Genomic DNA, 20,930 nt, shown 5'->3' on the forward strand with positions numbered 1-20,930 from the left:
CGGCCCCGCCGGGGGTGTTCCCTGGTCGCGCGCGCAGCACAGGACGTACGACGACCACGCACACGACCGGGAGACCCCATGATCAAGCCGGACCAGCTCACCGACCCCGCCGTCCGGGCCTTCGTCACCGCCGTCAACGCGGGCGACCAGGACGCCTTCCGGGCCGTCCTGACCCCCGGCGCGACCATGTCCGACGACGGCTCCGACCGCGACCTGACCGACTGGACGGACCGCGAGATCTTCTCCTCCCGCGGCCACATGTCGGTCGAGAAGCAGACCGACGACGGCCGGTCCCTCGTCGTCTCCTACCGCAACGACACCTGGGGCGAGATGCGCACCGCCTGGCGGTTCACCGTCTCCGACGGCCACATCAGCCGCTTCGAGACCGGCCAGGCCTGAGGGAGTCCTCGCGGCCTAGAGCCCCCGGGCCACCTTCAGCACCGCCGCCGTCAGGCGCCCGTTCTCCGGGGCCAGCCCGCCCGGGAAGCCGAAGCGGCGGCGCGTGTACCCGTACGCGATCCCCGTGACCGGGTCGGCGAAGCCGTTGCCGCCCGCCGCGCCGCAGTGCCCGAAGGCCTCCGGGCCCACCGCGGGCTGGGTCTCGAAGCCCAGCCCGAAGTGGTCCGCCTCCGAGGTCACCCGGTCCTGGCCCGGCGTGTGCAGCCGCGCCACCTCGGCCACCGTCGCCGGCTCCAGCAGCGCGGGCCGGCCGTCCAGCCCGCTGACGGCCGCCGCGTACAGGGCGGCCACCCCGCGCGCCGTCCCGCTGCCGCCCGCCGAGGCCGGGCCGAGGGCCTTGACCTTCGGGTGGTTGGCGTACGCGACCATGTCCATCGGCGGCTCGTGGTGCCAGTTGAAGGCCGTCCTCATCAGCTCGGGCAGCGGCCCGCCCGTCGCCAGCAGCTCCTGCTGCGCGGGCGTCGGCAGCATCTCCAGGACCGGCTTCCAGCGGCCCTCCAGCTCCGCCGGCAGCCCCATGTACAGGTCCAGCCCGTACGGCGCCCGCACCCGCTCCTCGTACACCTCCTGGAGCGAACGGCCCGTGACCCGCCGCACCACCTCGCCCGTCAGCGCGCCGATCACGAACGCGTGGTAGCCGTACGCCGTGCCGGGCTCCCAGTACGGCTCCTGCGCCGCCAGCCGGGCCGCGAGGAACGCGTCGTCCGCGATCTCCTCGTACGAGAAGCCCTCGCCCGTGCTGATCAGCCCGGAACCGTGCGCGACGAGCTGCCGCACCGTCAGCCGCTCCTTGCCGTGCCCGGTGAACTCCGGCCAGTACGCCGACACCGGACGCTCCAGGTCCAGTACGCCCTCCTGCGCCAGCAGCGCGACGACGAGGTGCGCGGCGCCCTTCGTGAGGGAGAAGACCCCGCTCAGGGTGGCCCCGTCGGTGTCCTCGCCGCCCCACAGGTCCACCACGGTCCGCCCGTGGTGGCGCACCGCGAGCTGGGCCTCCGGCGGGTTCGGCTCCGAGGCCACGAACGCCTCGAACTCCTCCCGCACCGTCTCCCAGCCCGCCGCGACCGTTCCGTCAACCGTCATGCCCATGCCATCCCCCGTGGTCGTGCGGGGACCGTTCTTCCCCGTCCGGGCACAGAGAACCAGAGGCGTCCGGAGCGCGTTCCGGCCCGGAACGGAATCTGTCACCTGTGCGTCCGCCGCCCGCTCCGTACGGGTGAACGCGCGCACGGCGTCGTTCCGGCCCGCCGCGGGGACCCGTTGGGCCGGTCATGAAGCGCACTCGCACCGCAGCCCTCGCCCTCGCCGCGGCAGCCGCGGCCGTCGCCCCCGCCCTCGGCCAGGCGTCCGCCACCGCCGCCCCGGGCACCGGATACCTCCAGGACCCGGCCGGGGGCGAACACGAGATGAAGTCCCTGTGGACCAAGGACCAGAAGCACAAGCTGGAGGGCCAGGTCCGCTTCCACCCGGGCATCCGGTACGGGACCGTCAGCCGCCCGTCGCACCCCCACGACCCTAGGGGTGAACGCCAGGTCCCCGACCCGGACACGCTCTCCTGGGAACCCTCGTACGAGTTCGCGTGGGCGGTCTCCGACGTCCTGGTGAACAAGGGCCTGACCACCAAGAACGGCACCCACCCGATCGTCGTGCACGCCGTGCTGCGCGACGCGAGGGGGGTCGCGCGGGCGGAGGTGGAGCGGAAGCTGACGGGCCAGCCGGCGACGGGGCGTCAGAAGGTCGCGGGCGGCGAGAGGATCGCGTGCGACACCGGCGAGTACACCGTGGAGTGGTCGCTCACGCGCACCCACTACGGGACGCTGACGGGCAGCCTGCGCTGGGACTCCGGCTGCGAGCGGTACCGCGAGGCGTTCTCCGCGGAGAACGGCAAGGCGTAGCGGGAGGCGGCGCCGGGCGGCGGAGGAACGGGGGAGGAGCAGGGGAGGAGGCCTGCCGCCCCGCGCACCTTGTGGGTGCCCGGCGGGCGACTGGGCCGCGGCCTTGGATCAAGTGCCGACAGCCATTCTGCCGTACGGGATGGGGTCCGGCAGGGAGGCGAAGGTCCCTTGTCGCGGGGGACTTTCAGTGCTTCTTCTTCGAGGCGGCGTTCGCCTTCGAGGCGATGTCCTCCAGGACGGCCTTCGGGTTGCCGCCCGGTTCCAGGGCCCGTCCGATGTTGCGCTTGATGGTGTCGCTGACCGTCACCCAGGCGGGGTCGTTGACCGGGTAGAGCTGGGCGCCGCGCAGGGCCGTCAGGAACTGCTCGTCGTTCTTGTCGAGGCCGCCGCCCGAGGGGGTGCGGGAGGCCGTGACGGTCGAGGGCAGCAGGTGGTAGCGGCCCGCGAAGTCCGACAGGTTCTTGTCCTGGTAGACGAAGTCCAGGAACTTGCCGATCTCCTCGCGCTTGCCGTTCTGCTTGAAGGCCATCATCCAGTCGGCCACGCCCACGGTCGGCGGCTTCTCGCCGGTGCCGAGGTAGTCCGAGACCGGCATGGTCACGGCGCCGACGGTGATGCCCTTGGCGCGCGCCTCGTACGAGAGGGACGGGTAGCCGTTGAGCATGCCGACCTCGCCGCGCAGGAACGCCGCGAAGGCGTCGGCGCGGTTCAGCTGCGCGGGCGGGGTCGGGCCGGTCAGCCCGGGGCCCACCATCTTTTCCTTCAGCCACTTGAAGGTCTCGATGTTCTGGTCCGAGGCGAGGCTGTAGTTGCCGCTGCTGTCGGCGTAGCCGCCGCCGTTGGACAGCTCCCAGATCATGGCCTCCGCGTGCGCCTCCTCGGGGCCCAGTGGCACGGCGAACGGGTACTTCACGCCCTTCGTCTTGAGCGCCTTGGCGGCGGTCTCCAGGTCCGCCCAGCTCTTCGGCTGCCAGGTGGCCGAACCGTCCTTGCCGACGAGGCCGGCGTCCGCGAACAGCTTGGTGTTGTAGAAGAGCAGGCGGCTGCTCGCCACGAAGGGCAGGCCGTAGAGGGTGTTGCCGACCGATCCGGCCTCGGCGAGGGGCTGGAGGAAGTTCGCCTCCGCGCTGATCGAGAGCAGCTCCTCCGCGGAATACAGCTTGCCCTGGGCGGCGAAGTCCGAGTAGGAGCCCATGAGCGCCATGTCCGGAGCCTTCCCGGCGCCGACCATTTTGGAGACCTCGCGGTCGATGTCGGCCCACGGCAGGAGCGTGACCTCGACCTTGATGCCGGGGTTGGCCTTGGTGAAATCGGCCGTCACCTTGTCCCAGAAAGCCTTGGAACTGGTGGCGGGGGTGGTGCCGTATTCGGCCGCGACCAGGCGCAGCGCGTCGCCGCTGCCGCTGCCGGAGGAACTTCCGCAGCCGGACACCGGTATCAGTAGGCCGAACACGGTGGCCGTGGCGGCCGCGCCGAACATTCTTCGTCGCACGAGTGGATACCCCTGATTTTCTTTTGATTCCCGTTATTACTTATGAGTTGCTCCGGGCTGGGGTGTCCCGCCGTGGCCCGTCTGGCCGGAATTCTCTCCCGACGGCGGCCGGCGTGAATGCATTGGGTCGGCACTTGTGTTCATTGCTCCAATCAATGGATTTCCGAATTGTGTTTTCCGATATGGGTGGGGGTGGTGCGACGCGCGTAGACATGCCGAAAAGCCCGTTTCCGGCGGGGAAACGGGCTGGGTGTGATTTCGGGCGCGGCCGCGCGTGCCGCTAGTCGGCGAACTCGCCCGCGTAGGGGTCCGGCTCGCCGGTCTCGGGGTTGCGGCCCTCCTGCCAGCGCCGCTGGGCCTTGCGCCAGTGGACGAAGCTGAGGTGCCCGGCGTCCCAGAAGGTGATGCTCACGGGGCTCACGTCGAACTCGTCGGAGCAGAGCCGCAGCAGGAACTCGGCCATGCCGTACGGGTGGACGGCGAAGGCGTCCGCGGTGTGCCGGCCGGCGACCAGCACCGGCCAGCGGTCCGGGTCCGGGTCGGTGGTGAGCCAGCACAGGATGTCGGAGCCGCCGGTGACGCCCCAGGCGATGATCGACTCCGGGTCCACGTCGAAGGCGGCCCGGCCGCCCCCGGCCTCCCAGAGCTGCCGCGCGTTGGCGGTCTCCTCGGCCATCTCGGCCGGGTCCCACTGGAGTCCGGGCTTGGGCAGCGGGAGCAGCACGCTGGCCTCGCCGTTGATGGACCCGGCCCCGTAACGCCCCATGAACGCCACGAAGTCGGAGGGGAAGCGGGTTCCCCAGACGGCCTCCGCCGCCTGCCAGTCGATGTCCTCGTCGGCGCCGTGCGTCGCCGGCATGATCTGCTCCAGCGCCTTGATCCGCGCGTTCTCCGTCATGCCGCTCCCCTGAGACCCCAGCCCAACCGCCCCAACCTACCGCCCCGTGCCGGGAGGTCCACCCGCTGAGACGGTCACCGTGCTGCCCCGTGTGAGACCCCAGCGGGCCATGGCCCCCGCCTCGGCCTCCAGCACGTGCCGGGCGCGGAGCCGGGGCAGGCCGAGGCGGCCCGGGGGCATGGTGGTCAGCGCGATCACGCGCATCCGGCGGTCGAGGTAGGCCACGTCGATCGGGAACCGCATCCGGAAGGTGTGCACGCTCGCGGCGGGCGTCAGCAGCAGCGCCCCCTCGACCCCGTCGCGGCCCAGCAGGCCGCGGGTGCGGGCCCGGTAGGAGGCGGCGACCTCCAGGGGGACGGGGGTGCCGCCGACGAGGAGGGTGCCGGTGCCGTCCCTGTACGCCATGGGGACACCCTAGGGGTCCGTCTCCCCGCCCCGCCCTCCGCCCGTTCCCCGGGGCTCCGCCCCGGCCCCCCTGGGAACTCCGCCCCCAGACCCCCGCGCCTCAAACTCCCCCAGCTACCGCTGGGAGGTGCCCCCAGGCGGGGCTGGAATTCGCTGCGCGAATCCAGCCCGCACGGCTCCTTCAGCCCCGCCGGCGTTTGAGGCGCGGGCGCGGTAGCGCCGTGTCTTGAGCCGCGCCCGGCGACTGAGGGCGAGAACGGTTGAAGGGCGGGTAGGGGACCTTGCCCCGCGCAGCGGTCGGCGCGCCGGGCGGGGGCGGGGTTGGGTCCTCGGGCCCGTGTTCGGGGCCGCCGACCGGCCTAACGTCGGCGGATGGGCACCATCGTGATCACCCTCGCCGCCGCGTACGGCGCCGCCGCCGGCCTGGCGCTGCCCCGAGCGGCGTACCGCCTCTCGGTGCAACCCGGCGAGCCCTGGCGCGGCCACCGCCTGGCCGGGTGGCGGGGGTGGCTGGGGGCCGCCCCCGGGGGCGGGGTCAGGCCCGGTCCGGCGCTCCTCACCGCGGCCGTCTGCGCGGCGCTCGCGGCGGCCGCCGGCCCCCGTCCCGAGGCGGTGGTGTTCGTCGTGCTCGCGCCCCTGCTCGTGCTGCTGTCCCTCGTCGACCTCGCCGTGCACCGGCTGCCCGACGTGCTCACCCTCCCCCTGGCCGCGGCCTGCGCCGCCCTGCTCGGTGCCGCCGCGCTGCTGCCCGGCGCCGCCGGGTCCTGGCGGCTCGCGCTGCTGGGCGGGCTCGCGCTCGGGGCCTCGTACCTCGTGCTGTTCCTGATCAACCCCGCCGGGATGGGGCTGGGCGACGTCAAGCTGGCGCTCGCCCTGGGGGTCGCTCTTGGGTGGTACGGGTGGGGGGTATGGGCGGCCGGGGCGTTCCTGGGGCTGCTCTACGGCGCCGTATACGGCCTCGGCCTGGTGCTGGGCGGCCGCGCGGGCCGTGACCAGGGGTTCGCGTTCGGCCCATTCATGGCCGCCGGAGCCCTCACCGGAGTGCTGCTGGGCGGATTCGGAGCGTAATCGTTTTGCGGCAATGCACGCAGGACGCTTTACGAAGGGTTATGGTGGAACCCCCCCCTCGGGCCGGTCCGTATCCCCCCCACGGACCGGCCCGTTTTTCTTTCCACCCGCCCTCAGGGAAAAAGCGCAGGTCAGCCGCGCTGGGCCCAGATGTTGGTGCCGGGGGTGGACACCGCGAAGGAGTCGATCTCCTTCAGCTCCTGCTCCGTGAGCGGCGCACCGGCCAGTGCGGCCACGTTCTCCTCCAGCTGCCTCACGCTCGACGCGCCGATCAGCGCGGAGGTCATCCGCTCGTCGCGCAGCACCCAGGTCAGCGCCAGCTGGGCCAGCGACTGGCCGCGGCGGGCCGCGATCTCGTTCAGGCCGCGCAGCCGGCGCACCACGTCCTGCGACAGCAGCTCCGGGTTCAGGGACTTGCCCGCGGCCGCCCGGGAGTCCTCCGGGATGCCCTGGAGGTACTTGCCGGTGAGCATGCCCTGCGCGAGCGGCGCGAAGGAGATGCAGCCCATGCCGGCCTCCTCCAGGGTGTCCAGCAGCGCGTCCTCCTCCGTCCAGCGGTTGATCATGGAGTACGAGGGCTGGTGGATCAGCGGGCGCACGCCCATGTCCGTCAGGATCCGGGCGGCCTCGGCCGTCTGCGCCGCCGTGTACGAGGACACGCCGACGTACAGCGCCTTGCCCTGCTGGACCGCGGACGCGAGCGCGCCCATGGTCTCCTCCAGCGGGGTGTGCGGGTCGAAGCGGTGCGAGTAGAAGACGTCGACGTAGTCCACGCCCATCCGCTTCAGCGAGGCGTCGAGGGAGCCGAGGAGGTACTTGCGGCTGCCCCATTCGCCGTACGGGCCGGGGTGCATGAAGTAGCCGGCCTTGGTGGAGAGCACCAGCTCCTCGCGGTAGGGCGCGAAGTCCTGGGCGAAGATCTTTCCGAAGTTCAGCTCGGCGGAACCGGGCGGCGGGCCGTAGTTGTTGGCCAGGTCGAAGTGGGTCACGCCGAGGTCGAAGGCGCGGCGCAGGATGGCGCGCTGGGACTCCAGGGACCGGTCGTCCCCGAAGTTGTGCCAGAGGCCCAGGGAGATGGCGGGGAGCTTGAGGCCGCTGCGACCCGTGCGCCGGTAGGGCATGGAGTCGTATCGCGAGGGCTCTGCCCGATAGGGATTGTTATCAGTCACGTTGTCCTTGCTATCACGGACCTGTGACCGACCGAGTTGGGTACCCGATCCCGACGCGCAGTAGTGTGGCGGACTCGGGGGAGACCGCAATTGGCACGGGGGCATTGCACGGAGGGGCTCGAAGATCGTGAAGCTGCGCGACCTGGTGTACAGGCTCTATGCACGCCGGGTGGAAGGCCGCCTCGACCATGACGCGTCGCCCAAGCACATCGGCGTCATCCTGGACGGGAACCGGCGCTGGGCGAAGGCCTCCGGAGGCACGACGGAGCAGGGCCACCAGGCCGGCGCCGACAAGATCTCCGAGATGCTCGGCTGGTGCACCGAGACGGACGTCGAGGTCGTCACCCTGTGGATGCTCTCCACGGACAACCTGGACCGGCCGGAGGTCGAGCTCCGGCCGCTGCTCAACATCATCGAGAACACGGTCCGGGGCCTCGCCGAGGACGGCCGCTGGCGCGTCCACCACGTGGGCAACCTGGACATCCTGCCCGCGCGGACCCAGACGGTGCTGAAGGAGGCCGAGCAGGCCACCCACGACGTCGACGGGATACTGGTCAACGTCGCCGTCGGCTACGGCGGCCGCCAGGAGATCGCCGACGCGGTCCGCTCGCTCCTGCTGGAGCACGCCGAGAAGGGCACCTCCTTCGAGGAGCTCGCCGAGGTCCTGGACATCGACCACATCGCGGAGCACCTCTACACCCGCGGTCAGCCCGACCCCGACCTGGTGATCCGCACCAGCGGCGAGCAGCGGCTCTCCGGGTTCATGCTCTGGCAGAGCGCCCACTCGGAGTACTACTTCTGCGAGGTCTTCTGGCCGGCCTTCCGCAAGGTCGACTTCCTGCGCGCCCTGCGCGACTACGCCGCCCGCCACCGGCGGTACGGCACCTGACCGGAAGACACCCCCCGCCCCCTCGGCCTCCCGCGAACCCTTCACCAGGGGTTCACCGAGCGTCCGTCATATGCCATGGCATGGCACCGCACGTTCGAGGGCATAACCCAGGCAGGTCGACGCCCGATCCACGGGTGTCGAATCTCAGCGGACGGCACAGGGCCGTCCGCCCGGGAGGCCCTTTGCACCAGGACGCGCGTGCGGTTCGCACGGACGGATTGGAGGGCCGGAACTCGGCCCTGGCAATGGCGCCGATGACCGGTCCGGTCTTCATGGCCCGACCTCTTCCGAGGGGGTACGTCCTTCCGTGGTGACCAGCACAAAGCGCCGCCTGCCCGACAGGCGGACCTACGTCCTCGACACCAGCGTCCTGCTGGCCGACCCCAACGCGTTCTCCCGCTTCGACGAGCACGAGGTCGTGCTCCCGATCGTGGTGATCACCGAGTTGGAGGCAAAGAGGCACCATCCCGAACTCGGCTACTTCGCCCGTCAGGCCCTGCGCCTGCTCGACGACTTCCGGGTCCGCTACGGTCGCCTCGACGCCCCCATCCCGCTGGGAGATCTGGGCGGCACCCTGCGCGTCGAGCTCAACCACTCCGACCCCGGCGTCCTGCCGGCGGGCTTCCGGCTCGGGGACAACGACTCGCGGATCCTCGCGGTCGCCCGCAACCTCCAGGCCGAGGGCTACGACGTCACGGTCGTCTCGAAGGATCTCCCGCTGCGCATCAAGGCCTCCTCCGTGGGGCTGCTCGCCGAGGAGTACCGCGCGGAGCTCGCCATCACCGATGCCGGCTGGACCGGCATGAGCGAGATCGCCCTGTCGGGGGAGCAGGTGGACCTCCTCTACTCCGAGGAACGGCTCCACGTCCCGGAGGCCGCGGAACTGCCCGTGCACACCGGGCTGGTCCTCCAGTCGGAGCGGGGCAAGGCCCTGGGCCGCGTCACGGCCGACGGCAACGTGCGGCTCGTACGGGGTGACCGCGAGGCCTTCGGGCTGCACGGGCGCAGCGCCGAGCAGCGCATCGCCCTGGACCTGCTCCTCGACCCCGAGATCGGGATCATCTCGATGGGCGGCCGGGCCGGCACCGGAAAGTCGGCGCTGGCGCTGTGCGCGGGCCTGGAAGCGGTGCTGGAGCGGAGGCAGCACCAGAAGGTCATGGTCTTCCGCCCGCTGTACGCGGTCGGCGGCCAGGAGCTCGGCTACCTGCCGGGCGACCAGGCGGAGAAGATGAGCCCCTGGGCGCAGGCGGTCTTCGACACCCTCTCGGCGGTCGCCGGGCGCGAGGTCATCGAGGAGGTGCTCGGGCGCGGGATGCTGGAGGTCCTGCCGCTCACCCACATCCGCGGCCGTTCGCTGCACGACGCGTTCGTCATCGTGGACGAGGCCCAGTCCCTGGAGCGCAACGTCCTGCTGACCGTTCTGTCCCGGATCGGGGCCAATTCGCGGGTCGTTCTCACCCATGACGTGGCCCAGCGCGACAATCTGCGCGTCGGCCGGTACGACGGAGTGGTCGCCGTCGTTGAGAAGCTGAAGGGGCATCCGCTCTTCGCCCACGTGACGCTGACCCGCTCCGAGCGCTCCCCGATCGCCGCACTGGTGACGGAGATGCTGGAGACCCTCTAGGAGGGAACGGGGTAAAACCCCCATAGCGGGACGGTCAGTTGGCGCCGCCCGGCAAAGGCGCAGAGCCTAGCCGGGCGGCGCCCTGCTGCACAGGAGTTTTCCCGAATCACCGGCATCGCAGCAGGTGTGACCTTTCACACGCAACGTGGAATTGCCTTGCGGCGTCGAGGTCCGGCAGAGTCTGGTTTCCGTCAGGCCCCGCATACGGCACACCTGTATCTCCGTTGAGATGCGCGCAGTACGAACAACTCCACAGCCGATGTCCGTATGCCGCCCGGTACAGCCGGCAGCCCCCGGAAGGGAGTTGCCCACGGGCCCGTGTCTCCGGTGACCTCAACACCACGGAGACCAGTGTCGAGGGGCACTCTCGCGGCCGCGCGGTCACTGCGGACGCTGCTGGAAGGACACCGTGTGAGCCGGATCTCGGTCCGGGGGTTCGCAGTGGCTTCGGCCACCGCGGTCACCACCGTCGGCGCAGTCGTGGGCGTCGCCACTGGCGACGCCGCCTCCAACGACATCGAGACGACCGCTTCCGGCGCGACTCTCCTCACCGACCTGCCGGCCGGTGAGCAGGCCCAGGTCCAGAGCGCCACCCTGGCGCAGCAGGCCGACACCCTCGCCCACGCCGCCGACACCGACGCCAAGCGTTCGGTGGAGGAGGCCGCCCGCATCCAGGCCGCCGAGGACGCCAAGTCCAAGAAGGCCGAGGCGGAGAAGGCCGAGGCCGAGAAGGCGAAGAAGGCGGAGGCCGACGCCAAGCTCAAGGAGCAGCGCGAGGGCGAGGGCGAGATCGCCAGCCGCTCCGCGGCCCGCGACGCCGGCGACTTCCCGGTCCAGGGCTCCTACACGGTCGCCCAGGTCAAGGACATCGCCCGGCAGCTGGTCCCGGCGGGCCAGTTCCAGTGCTTCTCGAACATCATCAACCAGGAATCCACCTGGAACTACAAGGCCGTCAACTCCTCCTCGGGAGCCTACGGTCTGGTCCAGGCGCTCCCCGGTTCGAAGATGGCCTCGGCCGGATCCGACTGGCGCACCAACCCGGCCACGCAGATCAAGTGGGGCCTCGGCTACATGAACGAGCGCTACGGCAGCCCGTGCAGCGCCTGGAGCTTCCACCAGGCCAACGGCTGGTACTAGAGCCCCGGCATAGGGCCCGCGCACAACCTCGGGGAACCCCGCACCGTCCGACGGTGTGGGGTTCCTCGCGTGTACGGTCGTGCGAGGCGTCACCACTGGGCGGGGGAAAGGAACGACATGGCGAAGAGGGCAGGCTGGCTGGGCCGGCTCGGCAGCAGACTGAGCCGGATGGAGGCGGCCCTGGACGAACGGCGGGCCGAGGTCGAGGCCGAGGCCGCCGGGGAACCGCCGCTGCCCGCCTCCACTTCCGCCTCTTCCGCCTCCGCCCCGGCGGCGGAACCGGCCGCCGTGGACCCGGCCGCTCCCGCGGCGCTCCGGACGCCCGCGCGGCCCGACCCGGTGACCGTCATCCCGTGGGGGGTGCGGGTCGCCGCCGAGGCGAGCTGGCGGCTGCTGATGCTCGCCGGGATGCTCTGGGTCCTGATGAAGGTGATCAGCGAAGTCCGGCTGGTCGTCCTCGCCTTCGCCGCCGCCCTGCTCGTCACCGCGCTGCTCCAGCCGTTCGTGGTGCGGCTGCGCAGGCTCGGCCTGCCGCGCGGGCTCGCCACGGCCGTCACGGCGATCCTCGGCTTCGTCATCATCGGGCTGGTCGGCTGGTTCGTGGTCTGGCAGGTCATGGAGAACCTCGACGACCTCTCCAACCGGCTCCGCGAGGGCATCAACGAGCTCAAGAGCTGGGCCCTGGACAGTCCGTTCCACGTGACCGAGAAGCAGATCAACGACATCGCGAAGAACCTCAGCGAGACGATCGGCACCAACACCGAGGAGATCACCTCCGCCGGCCTCCAGGGCGTGACGGTCCTCGTCGAGGTGCTGACGGGCATGCTGCTCGCGATGTTCTCGACGCTCTTCCTGCTCTACGACGGCAAGAGGATCTGGACCTGGGTGCTGGGCCTCGTCCCGGCCGCCGCCCGCCCCGGCGTGGCGGGCGCGGGCCCGCGCGCCTGGCGCACGCTGACCGCGTACGTGCGCGGCACGGTGCTCGTCGCGCTGATCGACGCCGTGTTCATCGGCCTCGGCCTGTACTTCCTCGACGTGACGATGGCCGTGCCGCTGGCCGTGTTCATCTTCCTGTTCGCCTTCATCCCGCTCGTCGGCGCCGTGATCTCCGGGGCGCTCGCCGTGGTGGTGGCGCTGGTGACGCAGGGGCCCGTCATCGCGCTCGCGGTGCTGGGCGTGGTGCTGGCGGTGCAGCAGATCGAGGGGCACGTGCTCCAGCCCTTCATCCTCGGCCGGGCCGTACGGGTCCACCCGCTCGCGGTGGTGCTCGCGGTGGCGGCCGGCGGGATGGTCGCGGGCATCGGCGGAGCCGTCGTCGCGGTGCCGCTGGTGGCCGTCACCAACACCGTGGTGGTCTACCTGAGGGCCTACTCGCGCGAGCGGCACCACGCGGCCGCCGCCACGGGTCCGGGCCCGCACGGGGCCACGGCGGTGCGGGCCGCCGCGCTGGAGGCCGGGGATGATCAGCGAGCCTGAGCTCGACGGGGACTGGGCCGGCGCCTCCCCGGCCGAACTCGCGGGCCCGCCCGCACGACCCGGCCGGGAGGGGCGCGGCCGCGCCCCGTGGGCGTGGGCCCTGGGCGGGGCCGTGCTGGCCTCCGCCGTGTGGGCCGGGGTGCTCGTCGTGCAGGAACGTCACGCCGCCGCGGGGCCGCCGATCGCGTACCGGCACAGCGAGCAGCTGTGCGGCGAGGTCCCGTTGAAGGCCGTGGGGGCGGTACTCGGCGGCATGGGCGTGGGCATGCCGAGCCACGGCGAGAGCCCGGCGCTGGACTGGTCCCACTGCTTCTCCACCGGGGGCCGGGAGGACCGCCCCTTCACCCATGACGCGCAGGTGCAGGTCGAACTGCACAAGAAGACCGACCCGCAGGCGGAGTTCGGGCACGGGCCCGCCGTCAACCCGTACCTGAGGTCCCCGTCCGTGGAGCCCCAGCTGGTCCCCGGCCTCGGCGAGCGGGCGGTGTTCACCGGGGAGGACGCCGCGCCCCGGCTCCAGGTGCTCGACGGCGGGGCCGTCCTCACCATCAGGGTCCAGTGGTGGCCGGGCGAGGACGGCGAGGGCGGCGACCTCGACGAGAACGCCGTCAAGGCGGCGATGGTCGAGGACATGCGCGCACTGATGGTCCGGCTGCGCGAGAAGTGACCCGCGAACGCGCGGTGCCCCCGCAGCCCGGAAGGGCTGCGGGGGCACCGCGGTGCTCGGGAGCACCCCTGGGGGCGGCTACTCGGCGGCCAGGGCCGCCTCCGCGTCGAGGGTGACGGCGACGGCCTGGATCACCGAGGCGATCTTGAAGGCCTCCTGGACCGTCTCGCGGTCGACGCCCGCCTTGCGCAGGACCTGCTCGTGCGAGTCCAGGCACTGGCCGCAGCCGTTGATCGCGGAGACCGCGAGCGACCACAGTTCGAAGTCGACCTTCTCCACGCCCGGGTTGCCGATGACGTTCATCCGCAGGCCCGCGCGCAGCGTGCCGTACTCCGGGTCGGAGAGCAGGTGGCGCGTCCGGTAGAAGACGTTGTTCATCGCCATGACCGCGGCCGCGGACTTGGCGGCGTTGTACGCCTCCGGGGACAGCGCCGCCTTGGCCTCCGGCTCCAGCTCACGCAGGACGCGCGGGGAGCGGGCGGCGATCGCGCAGGACAGGACGGTGCCCCACAGCTGCTGCTGGGTCAGGGTGTCCTGGTTGCCGATGACCGAACCGAGGTTCAGCTTCAGGTCCTTGGCGAAGTCCGGTATGGCCGACTTCAGGGTGTCGAGGGACATCCGTCACTCACCGGCCAGCAGGGCGCCGGCGTTCAGGGTGTCGTCGCCCTTGTTCCAGTTGCAGGGGCACAGCTCGTCGGTCTGCAGGGCGTCGAGGACCCGCAGGACCTCCTTGGGGTTACGGCCCACGGAACCGGCGGTCACCATGGCGAACTGGATCTCGTTGTTCGGGTCGACGATGAAGACCGCGCGCTTGGCGAAGCCGTCCTCGCCCTCGACGCCGCAGGCCTGCATCAGGTCGTGCTTGACGTCGGCCAGCATCGGGAAGGGCAGGTCACGCAGGTCGGCGTGGTCCTTGCGCCAGGCGTGGTGGACGTACTCGGAGTCGCCGGAGACGCCGAGGATCTGTGCGTCGCGGTCCGCGAACTCGTCGTTCAGCTTGCCGAACGCGGCGATCTCGGTCGGGCAGACGAAGGTGAAGTCGGCGGGCCAGAAAAACACCACGCGCCACTTGCCCTCGTAGGACTTGTGGTCGATCTGCGCGAACTGCTTGTCGGCGTCGAGAGAGACGCAGGCGGTCAGATCGTAGGTGGGGAACTTGTCACCGACAGTGAGCACACTGACTCCTTGCAGAGCGGAAAGGGACCCTTTTGGGGGCTTTCCGAAGGGGTTGGACGGTCTCACATGCTGGCACAGCGACATTGATCGCGGAAATCGCAAAGGCCGGTCGCGCTGATCAGGCTTGCCTATCAATGCGGGTTCAGCCGCCGCAGAAGGTCCTGGCGGCCAGCGCGGCACCGTTCGCGTAGCCCCGCTGGTAGTCCGCGTCGAGGGAGCGCAGGTCGTTCGGCGGCTTGGCGCCGCAGTCCGCCTTCACCGCCGCGAAGCCCTTCCTGAAACCCTTGTCGTACTGAGCGTCCCCGTCCGCCCCGGCGACCCGCTCGCCCTCCGGGGCCCGGGCGCCGGCCGTGACCGCGTACGACGCGGCCGCGGGCGCGTCCGGTACGGCGTGGGCCGCGGCCACCGGCCCCAGGAGCAGCGGTGCGGCCGCCAGCGGGGCCAGCACGGCGGTCCGCGAGAGCCTGTTCATGATCGCCTCCCGGGCGCGGGCCCCGGCCGGGCCCTCCTCGCCCTGCCTCCACTCTCACGCGCCACGGCGCGGCCCGCAGCGCACACGGCCTAGGCTGGTGGCGGGTGATCGGAGGTACCTATCAGTGGCTGTCGGCAACAGGGGGGCGAAGCAGGCGACGCTCGCACAGCTGCGGGCGTTCGCCGCCGTCGCCGAGCACCTGCACTTCCGGGACGCGGCCGCGGCCATCGGCATGAGCCAGCCCGCGCTCTCCGGCGCCGTCTCCGCACTGGAGGAGGCCCTCGGCGTCCAGCTGCTGGAGCGCACCACCCGCAAGGTGCTGCTCTCCCCGGCCGGCGAGCGCATCGCGGCCCGGGCCCGCACGGTCCTCGACGCCATGGGCGGGCTGCTGGAGGAGGCCGAGGCCGTACGGGCCCCCTTCACCGGGATCATGCGGCTCGGGGTAATCCCCACGGTCGCCCCCTACCTGCTGCCGACCGTGCTCGGGCTCTTCCACCGGCGCTACCCCCGGATGGACCTCCAGGTGCACGAGGAGCAGACCTCCTCGCTGCTGGAGGGGCTGTCCGGCGGGCGGCTCGACCTGCTGCTGCTCGCCGTGCCGCTCGGCGTCCCCGGGGTCACCGAACTGCCCCTCTTCGACGAGGACTTCGTCCTGCTCGCGCCCCGCGAGCACCCGCTCGCCGGGCGCCGCGACATCCCGCGCGGGGAACTGCGCGACCTGCGGCTGCTGCTGCTCGACGAGGGGCACTGCCTGCGCGACCAGGCCCTCGACATCTGCCGCGAGGCGGGCCGGGCCGACGGTGCGGCCGTCACCACGACCGCCGCCGGGCTGTCCACCCTCGTACAACTGGTCGCCGGGGGACTGGGCGTGACCCTGTTGCCGCGCACCGCGCTGCGGCTGGAGACCGCGCGCAACGAGTACCTGGCCACCGGTTACTTCGCCGAGCCCGCGCCCTCGCGGCGGATCGCGCTGGCCATGCGGACGGGGACCGCCCGGCAGGAGGAGTTCCGGGCCATCGCGGCGGCGCTGCGCGAAGCCGTACGCCCGCTCCCGGTCTGGCCGGCGGAGTAGGACGTACGGCTCCGCGCGCTACTCCGTACGCAGTCCGTCCGGGCGCATCATGCGCAGCAGCGGCGGCAGGCTCAGCAGGGTGACCGCCGCGACCAGCCCCGCGCCGGTGCCGGTCAGCAGGAGCACCTGGCTCCACTCGACCCGCACCGGGACGTGCGCCATGCCCATCAGCACCGCGCCCAGCCCGATGCCGACGCCCGCCGCCACGGCCAGCCCGAGGGCCACGGGCAGGGCCGTCTGCCAGAGCACCGACAGGCACAGCGTCGAGCGCCTGGTCCCGAAGGCGACCAGGGCCGCGAGCAGCCTCCCGCGCTCGCGCAGCTGCTCCAGCTGGCCGACCAGCAGGCTGGTGCCGATCAGGAGCAGGACCCCGGTCGCGCCGAAGAACAGCCCGGCCCGGATGCCGGAGAAGGCGCGGTCCTCCTGTGTGGACCGCAGGGTCATCGCCGTGGCCAGCGGGTCCGCCTGGAAGGCGGCGGTGCGCACCCGCTCCAGCGCGTCCGGCACGGAGTCGTCGAGCTGTACGTAGACCTGCGCGAACTGGGCGCGCCCCATGTCCTTGGGAGCGGCGGAGGGGGTGGCCAGCAGGCCGGTGCGGAGCGCGCCCGTCGGGTCCTCTCGGGGGCGGACGGTACGGGCGCCGGCCGGGACGGTCCACTCGACGGTCTTCCCGCCCAGGCGGGCCGACTCGTCGGCGGAGATCCTGACGTCGCCGGCGAAGACCCGGTCCCCGGGCGCGGGGGCCCCCTCCAGCGGGCCGCCGGCAAGGACGAAGACGTCACCGTCCCGGCAGGGACCGAGCTCCGCGACCTCGGCGAGCGCCTGGCAGCTGCCGATGGTCAGGTCGGGCGAGCCGGGGGAGGGGACCTGCCGGGCGACGCCCACGGTGTTCAGCGGGACGGCGCGGGTGACGCCCGGGGTCCCGGCGATCCGGCGGCCGACGTCCTCGAGACGGGACTCGGTGCCGCCGTGCAGCATGACCGCGACGGAGGCCCGGGACGGGTCCTGCCCGGTCTCCTCGGTGACGGCGCCCGCGACGCCCGAGAAGAGCATCTGGAGGGCGATGGCCCCGGCGACGGCCACGGCGATGCCGTTGACGAGGCGGGCGGAGGGACCGCCGGCGACCTGGAGGCGGCGGACCGCGAGCTGCCAGGAGACGGGCCCGGCGCCCAGCCGGCCGACGCAGCGTTCCAGCAGCCAGGGGAGCAGGGCGGTGACCCCGACCAGCAGCAGCACCACGCCCCCGCCGACCTGCCACTGGTTGAACCGGCCGCCGCCGTCGCCGCGGCCCGCCAGCGGCAGGAGCAGCCCGAGCCCGCCGAGCGGCAGCAGCAGCCGCCACCACACGCGGCGTCCGCGCGGCGTCGCCGTCCGCAGGACGCCCAGCGGCTCGATGACGACCCCGCGCAGCGTGAACAGGGTCACGGCCACGGCCGCGGCCGGCACGGCGAGGGCCACCAGGGCGACCAGCCCCGGCGCGGGGGTCAGGTCGGCCGGGAAGACGCTGCGCCCGCTCAGGGAGAGGTGGCCGGCCAGCCGGCGGCCGGCCAGGAAGAACGCGGAGCCCAGCAGCAGCCCGGCCACCGCTCCGGCCAGCGCCTCGCCGGCCGCGATCCGGCGGACCGTCCGCCCGTCGGCGCCGACCAGGCGCAGCGCGGCGAGCCGCTGGTCGCGCCGCTCCCCGCCGGAGCGGACGGCGGCCGCGATGAACACGGCGACCGGCAGCAGCAGGGCGACGAAGGTCAGCAGGACGGTGAGCATCAGCACCGGGCTGAGCTCCGGGCGCCTGGGATCGGGTGCGAAGCCGGTGACGCGCTGGACGCGGAGCTCGCCCGGTCCGGTCGCGGGGAGGTCGTCGGCGCCCCGGTAGAAGGCGAGCTCGGCCGGCCCCGTCAGGCCGGCGTCGCCGATGACGGCGCCGATCCGGCCGTCGAGGCGTTCGCGCAGCAGCGCGCCCCCGGGTGAGCGCAGCAGCTCGCGCAGGGCGGGGGAGACGACCAGTTCACCGGGGGCGGGGAAGGCCTTCAGGCCCGGCGGGAGCGGGGCGTCGGGGCCCTCCGGCTCCAGCAGCCGGCCCTCGATGTCCTGGCCGCGGTACGTCATGTCGGCGCGGGCTATCAGCAGGGTGTCGCGGCCGGGCGCCGCGGCCGTGGGGGCGCCCAGGAGGGAGCGGGCGTCGCCGCGCTGTCCGCGGGCGGCGAGCGCGCCCGGGACGGCCGTGCCGATCAGCAGCAGGGCGACGCCGAGGCCGACGCCGACGCCGGTGAAGAGGGTGCGCAGCCACCCTTCGCGGCCGCCGCCGAAGGCGAACCGCACGCCCATGGAGAGGTCCCGGGACCATACGAGGGCCTTGCCGGGCGCGTTCATACGACCGGCTCCATGTCGCGGGAGCGGCCGTCGCGCACGACGATCTCGCGGTCGGAGTACGCGGCGACGCGGGTCTCGTGCGTGACGAGGACGACGGCGGTGTTCGCCGACCGGGCGGCCTCGGTGAGGAGCTGCATCACCAGCTCGCCGTTGAGGGAGTCCAGGGCGCCCGTGGGCTCGTCCGCGAAGATCACCCGGGGTCCGGTGACCAGGGCCCGGGCCACGGCCACCCGCTGGCCCTGGCCGCCGCTGACCTCGCCGGGTCGCTTGGCGGCGAGGTCCTCGACCTGGAGCCGCTCCATCCAGCGCAGCGCGGTCGCCTCGGCCTCCTTGCGCCGGGTGCCGGCCAGGCGCAGCGGAAGGGCCACGTTCTCCACGCAGGTCAGCTCGGGGACGAGCTGGCCGAACTGGAAGACGAAGCCGAACTCGCCGCGGCGCAGGGCGCTGCGCTCGGCGTCGTTCATGGAGTTCAGCTCGCGGCCGTTGTAGGTGACGGTGCCGGAGTCGGGGGTGACGATCCCGGCGAGGCAGTGCAGCAGCGTCGACTTGCCGGAGCCCGAGGGGCCCATGACGGCGACGACCTCGCCGGGGTGGATGGAGAACCCGGCGCCGTCCAGGGCCCTGGTGGGCCCGTACGACTTGCGCAGGTCCGCGGCGGCGAGCAGGGTGCCGGCCGGGGTCATCGGCGTACCTCCCGGGCGAGCTGGTCGAGTCGGGCGGCGGTGAGCTCCAGCCAGCGCAGGTCGGCCTCCAGGTGGAACAGCGCGTGGTCGCAGACCAGCTGGTCGGCGATGTCGCCCTTGCGCTTGCGCTGGGTCAGGATGCGCATCAGCCGGAGGTGCTCGGCGCGCTGGGTGTCGAGGAGCTCGTTGGCGCTGCGGTGGGTGAGCAGCGCCAGGACCACCTTGGTGTACAGGGTCGACTGGAGGTACGGCTCGGGTTTCTCGGGCTGCGAGAGCCAGTGCTCGACGTCGGTGACGCCGGCGTCGGTGATCGCGTACCGCTTGCGTTCGGGACCGCCGCCGCTCTCGACCCCGTCGACCTCGACGAGGCCGTTCTTCAGGAGCCGGGACATGGTCGAGTAGACCTGCCCGTAGGCGAGGGGGCGGTCGTGGCCGAAGGTCTCGTCGAAGGCGCGCTTGAGGTCGTAGCCGTGGCGCGGGCCGGCCTCGAGGAGGCCGAGCAGGGTGTGGCCGATGGACATGGCGGCGACTATACATGGTGTGTATACGCACGGTGTATAGACGGCTGACGTGTGGATGTGCGGCGCGGGCGTGCCGAAGGCCCGCCGACGGGGAGTCGACGGGCCTTCGGTACGGGCAGCGGGCTTGCGGGCGCACGGCCTCGCGGGCTTGCGGGCTCAGGAGTCCGGTGCGTTGCGGGGGCGGCCGCGCGGGGGGATCGGGGCGGCGCCGCCGGGGAGCCGGCCCGCCTCGGACAGGGCCCTGCGCAGCAGGAACTCGATCTGCGCGTTCGTGCTGCGCAGCTCCTCGCCGGCCCAGCGCGCGAGGGCGTCGTAGACCTGCGGGTCGAGCCGCAGCAGCACCTGCTTGCGCGCCTGCCGGGCCGCCCGGGCGGGCTGGCCCTCGGCCGGGCCCGGGGCGGGACCGGAACCCTGGCCGGCGCCGGAACCCGCACCGGAACCCTGGCCCTGGGGCCCGCCGGGGCGGGGAGCGGCGGCGGGGGTCACTGGTAGAGGGTGCCCGTGTTGATGACCGGCGTGGCCGCGCGGTCGCCGCAGAGCACCACCATCAGGTTGGAGACCATGGAGGCCTTGCGCTCCGGATCCAGGTCCACGATGTCCTCCTCGGCCAGCCGGGTCAGGGCGAGCTCCACCATGCCCACCGCGCCCTCGACGATCTGCTTGCGGGCCGCCACGACCGCGCCCGCCTGCTGGCGCTGGAGCATCGCGGAGGCGATCTCCGGAGCGTACGCGAGATGCGTGAAGCGGGACTCGATGATCTCCACGCCCGCCGCCTCGACCCGGGTCGCCAGCTCGGCCGCGAGCTTCTCGGTGATCTCCTCGGCGTTCCCGCGCAGCGACAGGCCGCCCTCGTCGTGGGCGTCGTAGGGGTACTCGATGGCGATGTGCCGGACCGCCGCCTCGGTCTGGGTCTCGACGAACTCGGTGAAGTCCTCGACCTCGAAGACGGCGCGCGCGGTGTCGGCGACCTTCCACACCACGACCGCCGCGAGCTCGATCGGGTTGCCGTAGGCGTCGTTGACCTTGAGGACGGCCGTCTCGTGGTTGCGCACCCGGGTGGAGATCTTCTGGCGCGAGGTCAGGGGGTTGACCCAGCGCAGTCCGTCCGTGCGGACCGTGCCCCGGTAGCGGCCGAACAGCTGGACCACCCGGGCCTCGCCCGGGGCCACCGTGTTGAGGCCGGCCATCGCGAGGATCGAGCCGAGGAACAGCAGGAAGCCCAGCGGGATCAGGGCCGCCTTGGCCGCCGTCGCGTCCGACGCGGCGGCGAGCGCCAGCAGGCCCGCCCCGGCCGCCACGCCGGCCAGCCCGAGCAGCAGGGCGGGGCCGCCGCCGACGCTGCGCGCCGTGAACTCCCGTACCGCACTCGGTCGCGCGTCCGCTGTGTTCGTCATGGAATGCCCCCGTTTGGTCAGTTGTGTCCGGTCGCCGTCGACCGTGGCGCCCTATCAAAGTGATAT

The 20,930-nt window shown here is 72.5% G+C and carries 22 protein-coding genes; 9 read left to right on the forward strand and 13 right to left on the reverse strand.

Going from position 1 to position 20,930, the window contains the following annotated elements; translation table 11 throughout:
• Window positions 1-78: 78 nt before the first annotated feature.
• Window positions 79-399, forward strand: a complete 321-nt coding sequence (locus D1J60_RS22545; RefSeq protein ID WP_125597504.1) for a nuclear transport factor 2 family protein — start codon at window positions 79-81, stop codon at window positions 397-399.
• A 15-nt stretch (window positions 400-414) separates the two neighbouring features.
• On the opposite strand, the gene D1J60_RS22550 is transcribed toward D1J60_RS22545, so the two are convergent.
• Window positions 415-1,542 (reverse strand): serine hydrolase domain-containing protein, encoded by a 1,128-nt coding sequence (locus D1J60_RS22550; protein ID WP_125597501.1) that lies wholly within the window; start codon window positions 1,540-1,542, stop codon window positions 415-417.
• Between the two features lie 188 nt (window positions 1,543-1,730).
• Between D1J60_RS22550 and D1J60_RS22555 the strand changes: the two genes are divergently transcribed.
• Complete coding sequence (locus D1J60_RS22555) at window positions 1,731-2,354, forward strand: hypothetical protein (RefSeq protein WP_125822316.1); 624 nt, start codon at window positions 1,731-1,733, stop codon at window positions 2,352-2,354.
• Between the two features lie 184 nt (window positions 2,355-2,538).
• Here D1J60_RS22555 and D1J60_RS22560 read toward each other — a convergent pair whose 3' ends face one another.
• From D1J60_RS22560 to D1J60_RS22570, 3 genes are all read right to left on the reverse strand, one after another.
• Window positions 2,539-3,834 (reverse strand): extracellular solute-binding protein, encoded by a 1,296-nt coding sequence (locus D1J60_RS22560; RefSeq protein WP_125824145.1) that lies wholly within the window; start codon window positions 3,832-3,834, stop codon window positions 2,539-2,541.
• Between the two features lie 292 nt (window positions 3,835-4,126).
• Window positions 4,127-4,744, reverse strand: a complete 618-nt coding sequence (locus D1J60_RS22565) for an SMI1/KNR4 family protein (protein ID WP_007266244.1) — start codon at window positions 4,742-4,744, stop codon at window positions 4,127-4,129.
• Between the two features lie 36 nt (window positions 4,745-4,780).
• Window positions 4,781-5,149: a DUF192 domain-containing protein gene (locus tag D1J60_RS22570; RefSeq protein WP_125822317.1), complete on the reverse strand. Its 369-nt coding sequence runs from the start codon at window positions 5,147-5,149 to the stop codon at window positions 4,781-4,783.
• Window positions 5,150-5,521: 372 nt separating this feature from the next.
• Here D1J60_RS22570 and D1J60_RS22575 point away from each other — a divergent pair, with 372 nt between their 5' ends.
• A complete protein-coding gene (locus D1J60_RS22575; RefSeq protein ID WP_125822318.1) occupies window positions 5,522-6,217 on the forward strand; it encodes an A24 family peptidase in 696 nt (231 codons plus the stop codon).
• Window positions 6,218-6,348: 131 nt separating this feature from the next.
• Here D1J60_RS22575 and mgrA read toward each other — a convergent pair whose 3' ends face one another.
• The gene (gene mgrA, locus D1J60_RS22580) at window positions 6,349-7,386 is read right to left on the reverse strand and encodes an L-glyceraldehyde 3-phosphate reductase (RefSeq protein WP_125822319.1); all 1,038 of its coding nucleotides are present in this window, start codon (window positions 7,384-7,386) and stop codon (window positions 6,349-6,351) included.
• Between the two features lie 127 nt (window positions 7,387-7,513).
• Here mgrA and D1J60_RS22585 point away from each other — a divergent pair, with 127 nt between their 5' ends.
• The 5 genes from D1J60_RS22585 (at window position 7,514) to D1J60_RS22605 (ending at window position 13,179) form a co-directional block, all read left to right on the forward strand.
• Window positions 7,514-8,275 (forward strand): isoprenyl transferase, encoded by a 762-nt coding sequence (locus tag D1J60_RS22585; RefSeq protein WP_125601088.1) that lies wholly within the window; start codon window positions 7,514-7,516, stop codon window positions 8,273-8,275.
• Between the two features lie 307 nt (window positions 8,276-8,582).
• Window positions 8,583-9,899: a PhoH family protein gene (locus tag D1J60_RS22590; RefSeq protein WP_125822320.1), complete on the forward strand. Its 1,317-nt coding sequence runs from the start codon at window positions 8,583-8,585 to the stop codon at window positions 9,897-9,899.
• 411 nt (window positions 9,900-10,310) lie between these two features.
• Complete coding sequence (locus D1J60_RS22595; protein WP_125601094.1) at window positions 10,311-11,036, forward strand: transglycosylase SLT domain-containing protein; 726 nt, start codon at window positions 10,311-10,313, stop codon at window positions 11,034-11,036.
• 117 nt (window positions 11,037-11,153) lie between these two features.
• The gene (locus D1J60_RS22600; protein ID WP_125822321.1) at window positions 11,154-12,512 is read left to right on the forward strand and encodes an AI-2E family transporter; all 1,359 of its coding nucleotides are present in this window, start codon (window positions 11,154-11,156) and stop codon (window positions 12,510-12,512) included.
• Window positions 12,496-13,179 carry a hypothetical protein gene (locus D1J60_RS22605; protein WP_125822322.1) on the forward strand — a complete coding sequence of 228 codons (684 nt, stop codon included), beginning with the start codon at window positions 12,496-12,498 and terminating at the stop codon, window positions 13,177-13,179. Before D1J60_RS22600 ends, D1J60_RS22605 begins: the two co-directional genes overlap by 17 nt.
• A 78-nt stretch (window positions 13,180-13,257) precedes the next feature.
• On the opposite strand, the gene D1J60_RS22610 is transcribed toward D1J60_RS22605, so the two are convergent.
• From D1J60_RS22610 to D1J60_RS22620, 3 genes are all read right to left on the reverse strand, one after another.
• Window positions 13,258-13,797: an alkyl hydroperoxide reductase gene (locus D1J60_RS22610; protein ID WP_125601103.1), complete on the reverse strand. Its 540-nt coding sequence runs from the start codon at window positions 13,795-13,797 to the stop codon at window positions 13,258-13,260.
• Between the two features lie 3 nt (window positions 13,798-13,800).
• Window positions 13,801-14,355 carry a peroxiredoxin gene (locus tag D1J60_RS22615; RefSeq protein ID WP_007266254.1) on the reverse strand — a complete coding sequence of 185 codons (555 nt, stop codon included), beginning with the start codon at window positions 14,353-14,355 and terminating at the stop codon, window positions 13,801-13,803.
• Between the two features lie 142 nt (window positions 14,356-14,497).
• Window positions 14,498-14,827 carry a hypothetical protein gene (locus D1J60_RS22620; RefSeq protein ID WP_125822323.1) on the reverse strand — a complete coding sequence of 110 codons (330 nt, stop codon included), beginning with the start codon at window positions 14,825-14,827 and terminating at the stop codon, window positions 14,498-14,500.
• Between the two features lie 124 nt (window positions 14,828-14,951).
• Here D1J60_RS22620 and D1J60_RS22625 point away from each other — a divergent pair, with 124 nt between their 5' ends.
• Window positions 14,952-15,899 carry a hydrogen peroxide-inducible genes activator gene (locus D1J60_RS22625; RefSeq protein WP_125601109.1) on the forward strand — a complete coding sequence of 316 codons (948 nt, stop codon included), beginning with the start codon at window positions 14,952-14,954 and terminating at the stop codon, window positions 15,897-15,899.
• Window positions 15,900-15,917: 18 nt separating this feature from the next.
• Here the strand turns inward: D1J60_RS22625 and D1J60_RS22630 are convergent, their stop codons facing one another.
• From D1J60_RS22630 to D1J60_RS22650, 5 genes are all read right to left on the reverse strand, one after another.
• Entirely contained in the window at window positions 15,918-18,266 is a 2,349-nt protein-coding gene (locus D1J60_RS22630; protein WP_125822324.1) for an FtsX-like permease family protein, read from the reverse strand.
• Window positions 18,263-18,949, reverse strand: a complete 687-nt coding sequence (locus D1J60_RS22635; protein ID WP_125822325.1) for an ABC transporter ATP-binding protein — start codon at window positions 18,947-18,949, stop codon at window positions 18,263-18,265. The genes D1J60_RS22630 and D1J60_RS22635 overlap by 4 nt, the downstream gene beginning before the upstream one ends.
• Window positions 18,946-19,470, reverse strand: coding sequence for a PadR family transcriptional regulator (locus tag D1J60_RS22640; protein WP_125601119.1), 525 nt, complete (start codon window positions 19,468-19,470; stop codon window positions 18,946-18,948). The genes D1J60_RS22635 and D1J60_RS22640 overlap by 4 nt, the downstream gene beginning before the upstream one ends.
• A gap of 156 nt (window positions 19,471-19,626) precedes the next feature.
• Window positions 19,627-19,812: a hypothetical protein gene (locus D1J60_RS38165; RefSeq protein ID WP_128637102.1), complete on the reverse strand. Its 186-nt coding sequence runs from the start codon at window positions 19,810-19,812 to the stop codon at window positions 19,627-19,629.
• A 140-nt stretch (window positions 19,813-19,952) separates the two neighbouring features.
• Window positions 19,953-20,864 carry an SPFH domain-containing protein gene (locus tag D1J60_RS22650; protein WP_125822327.1) on the reverse strand — a complete coding sequence of 304 codons (912 nt, stop codon included), beginning with the start codon at window positions 20,862-20,864 and terminating at the stop codon, window positions 19,953-19,955.
• Window positions 20,865-20,930: the final 66 nt, after the last annotated feature.

Source organism: Streptomyces sp. W1SF4 (assembly GCF_003950035.1).
GTDB lineage: Bacteria > Actinomycetota > Actinomycetes > Streptomycetales > Streptomycetaceae > Streptomyces > Streptomyces racemochromogenes.

Excerpts from the sequence above, each read along its gene's own strand:
- D1J60_RS22565 (WP_007266244.1), bottom strand. The coding sequence starts at position 4,744 with ATGACGGAGAACGCGCGGATCAAGGCGCTGGAGCAGATCATGCCGGCG.
- D1J60_RS22610 (WP_125601103.1), bottom strand. The coding sequence starts at position 13,797 with ATGTCCCTCGACACCCTGAAGTCGGCCATACCGGACTTCGCCAAGGAC.
- D1J60_RS22635 (WP_125822325.1), bottom strand. The coding sequence starts at position 18,949 with ATGACCCCGGCCGGCACCCTGCTCGCCGCCGCGGACCTGCGCAAGTCG.
- D1J60_RS22545 (WP_125597504.1), top strand. The coding sequence starts at position 79 with ATGATCAAGCCGGACCAGCTCACCGACCCCGCCGTCCGGGCCTTCGTC.
- D1J60_RS22600 (WP_125822321.1), top strand. The coding sequence starts at position 11,154 with ATGGCGAAGAGGGCAGGCTGGCTGGGCCGGCTCGGCAGCAGACTGAGC.
- D1J60_RS22605 (WP_125822322.1), top strand. The coding sequence starts at position 12,496 with ATGATCAGCGAGCCTGAGCTCGACGGGGACTGGGCCGGCGCCTCCCCG.
- D1J60_RS22550 (WP_125597501.1), bottom strand. The coding sequence starts at position 1,542 with ATGACGGTTGACGGAACGGTCGCGGCGGGCTGGGAGACGGTGCGGGAG.
- D1J60_RS22650 (WP_125822327.1), bottom strand. The coding sequence starts at position 20,864 with ATGACGAACACAGCGGACGCGCGACCGAGTGCGGTACGGGAGTTCACG.
- D1J60_RS22620 (WP_125822323.1), bottom strand. The coding sequence starts at position 14,827 with ATGAACAGGCTCTCGCGGACCGCCGTGCTGGCCCCGCTGGCGGCCGCA.
- D1J60_RS22560 (WP_125824145.1), bottom strand. The coding sequence starts at position 3,834 with ATGTTCGGCGCGGCCGCCACGGCCACCGTGTTCGGCCTACTGATACCG.
- D1J60_RS22575 (WP_125822318.1), top strand. The coding sequence starts at position 5,522 with ATGGGCACCATCGTGATCACCCTCGCCGCCGCGTACGGCGCCGCCGCC.
- D1J60_RS22640 (WP_125601119.1), bottom strand. The coding sequence starts at position 19,470 with ATGTCCATCGGCCACACCCTGCTCGGCCTCCTCGAGGCCGGCCCGCGC.
- D1J60_RS22570 (WP_125822317.1), bottom strand. The coding sequence starts at position 5,149 with ATGGCGTACAGGGACGGCACCGGCACCCTCCTCGTCGGCGGCACCCCC.
- D1J60_RS22630 (WP_125822324.1), bottom strand. The coding sequence starts at position 18,266 with ATGAACGCGCCCGGCAAGGCCCTCGTATGGTCCCGGGACCTCTCCATG.
- D1J60_RS22555 (WP_125822316.1), top strand. The coding sequence starts at position 1,731 with ATGAAGCGCACTCGCACCGCAGCCCTCGCCCTCGCCGCGGCAGCCGCG.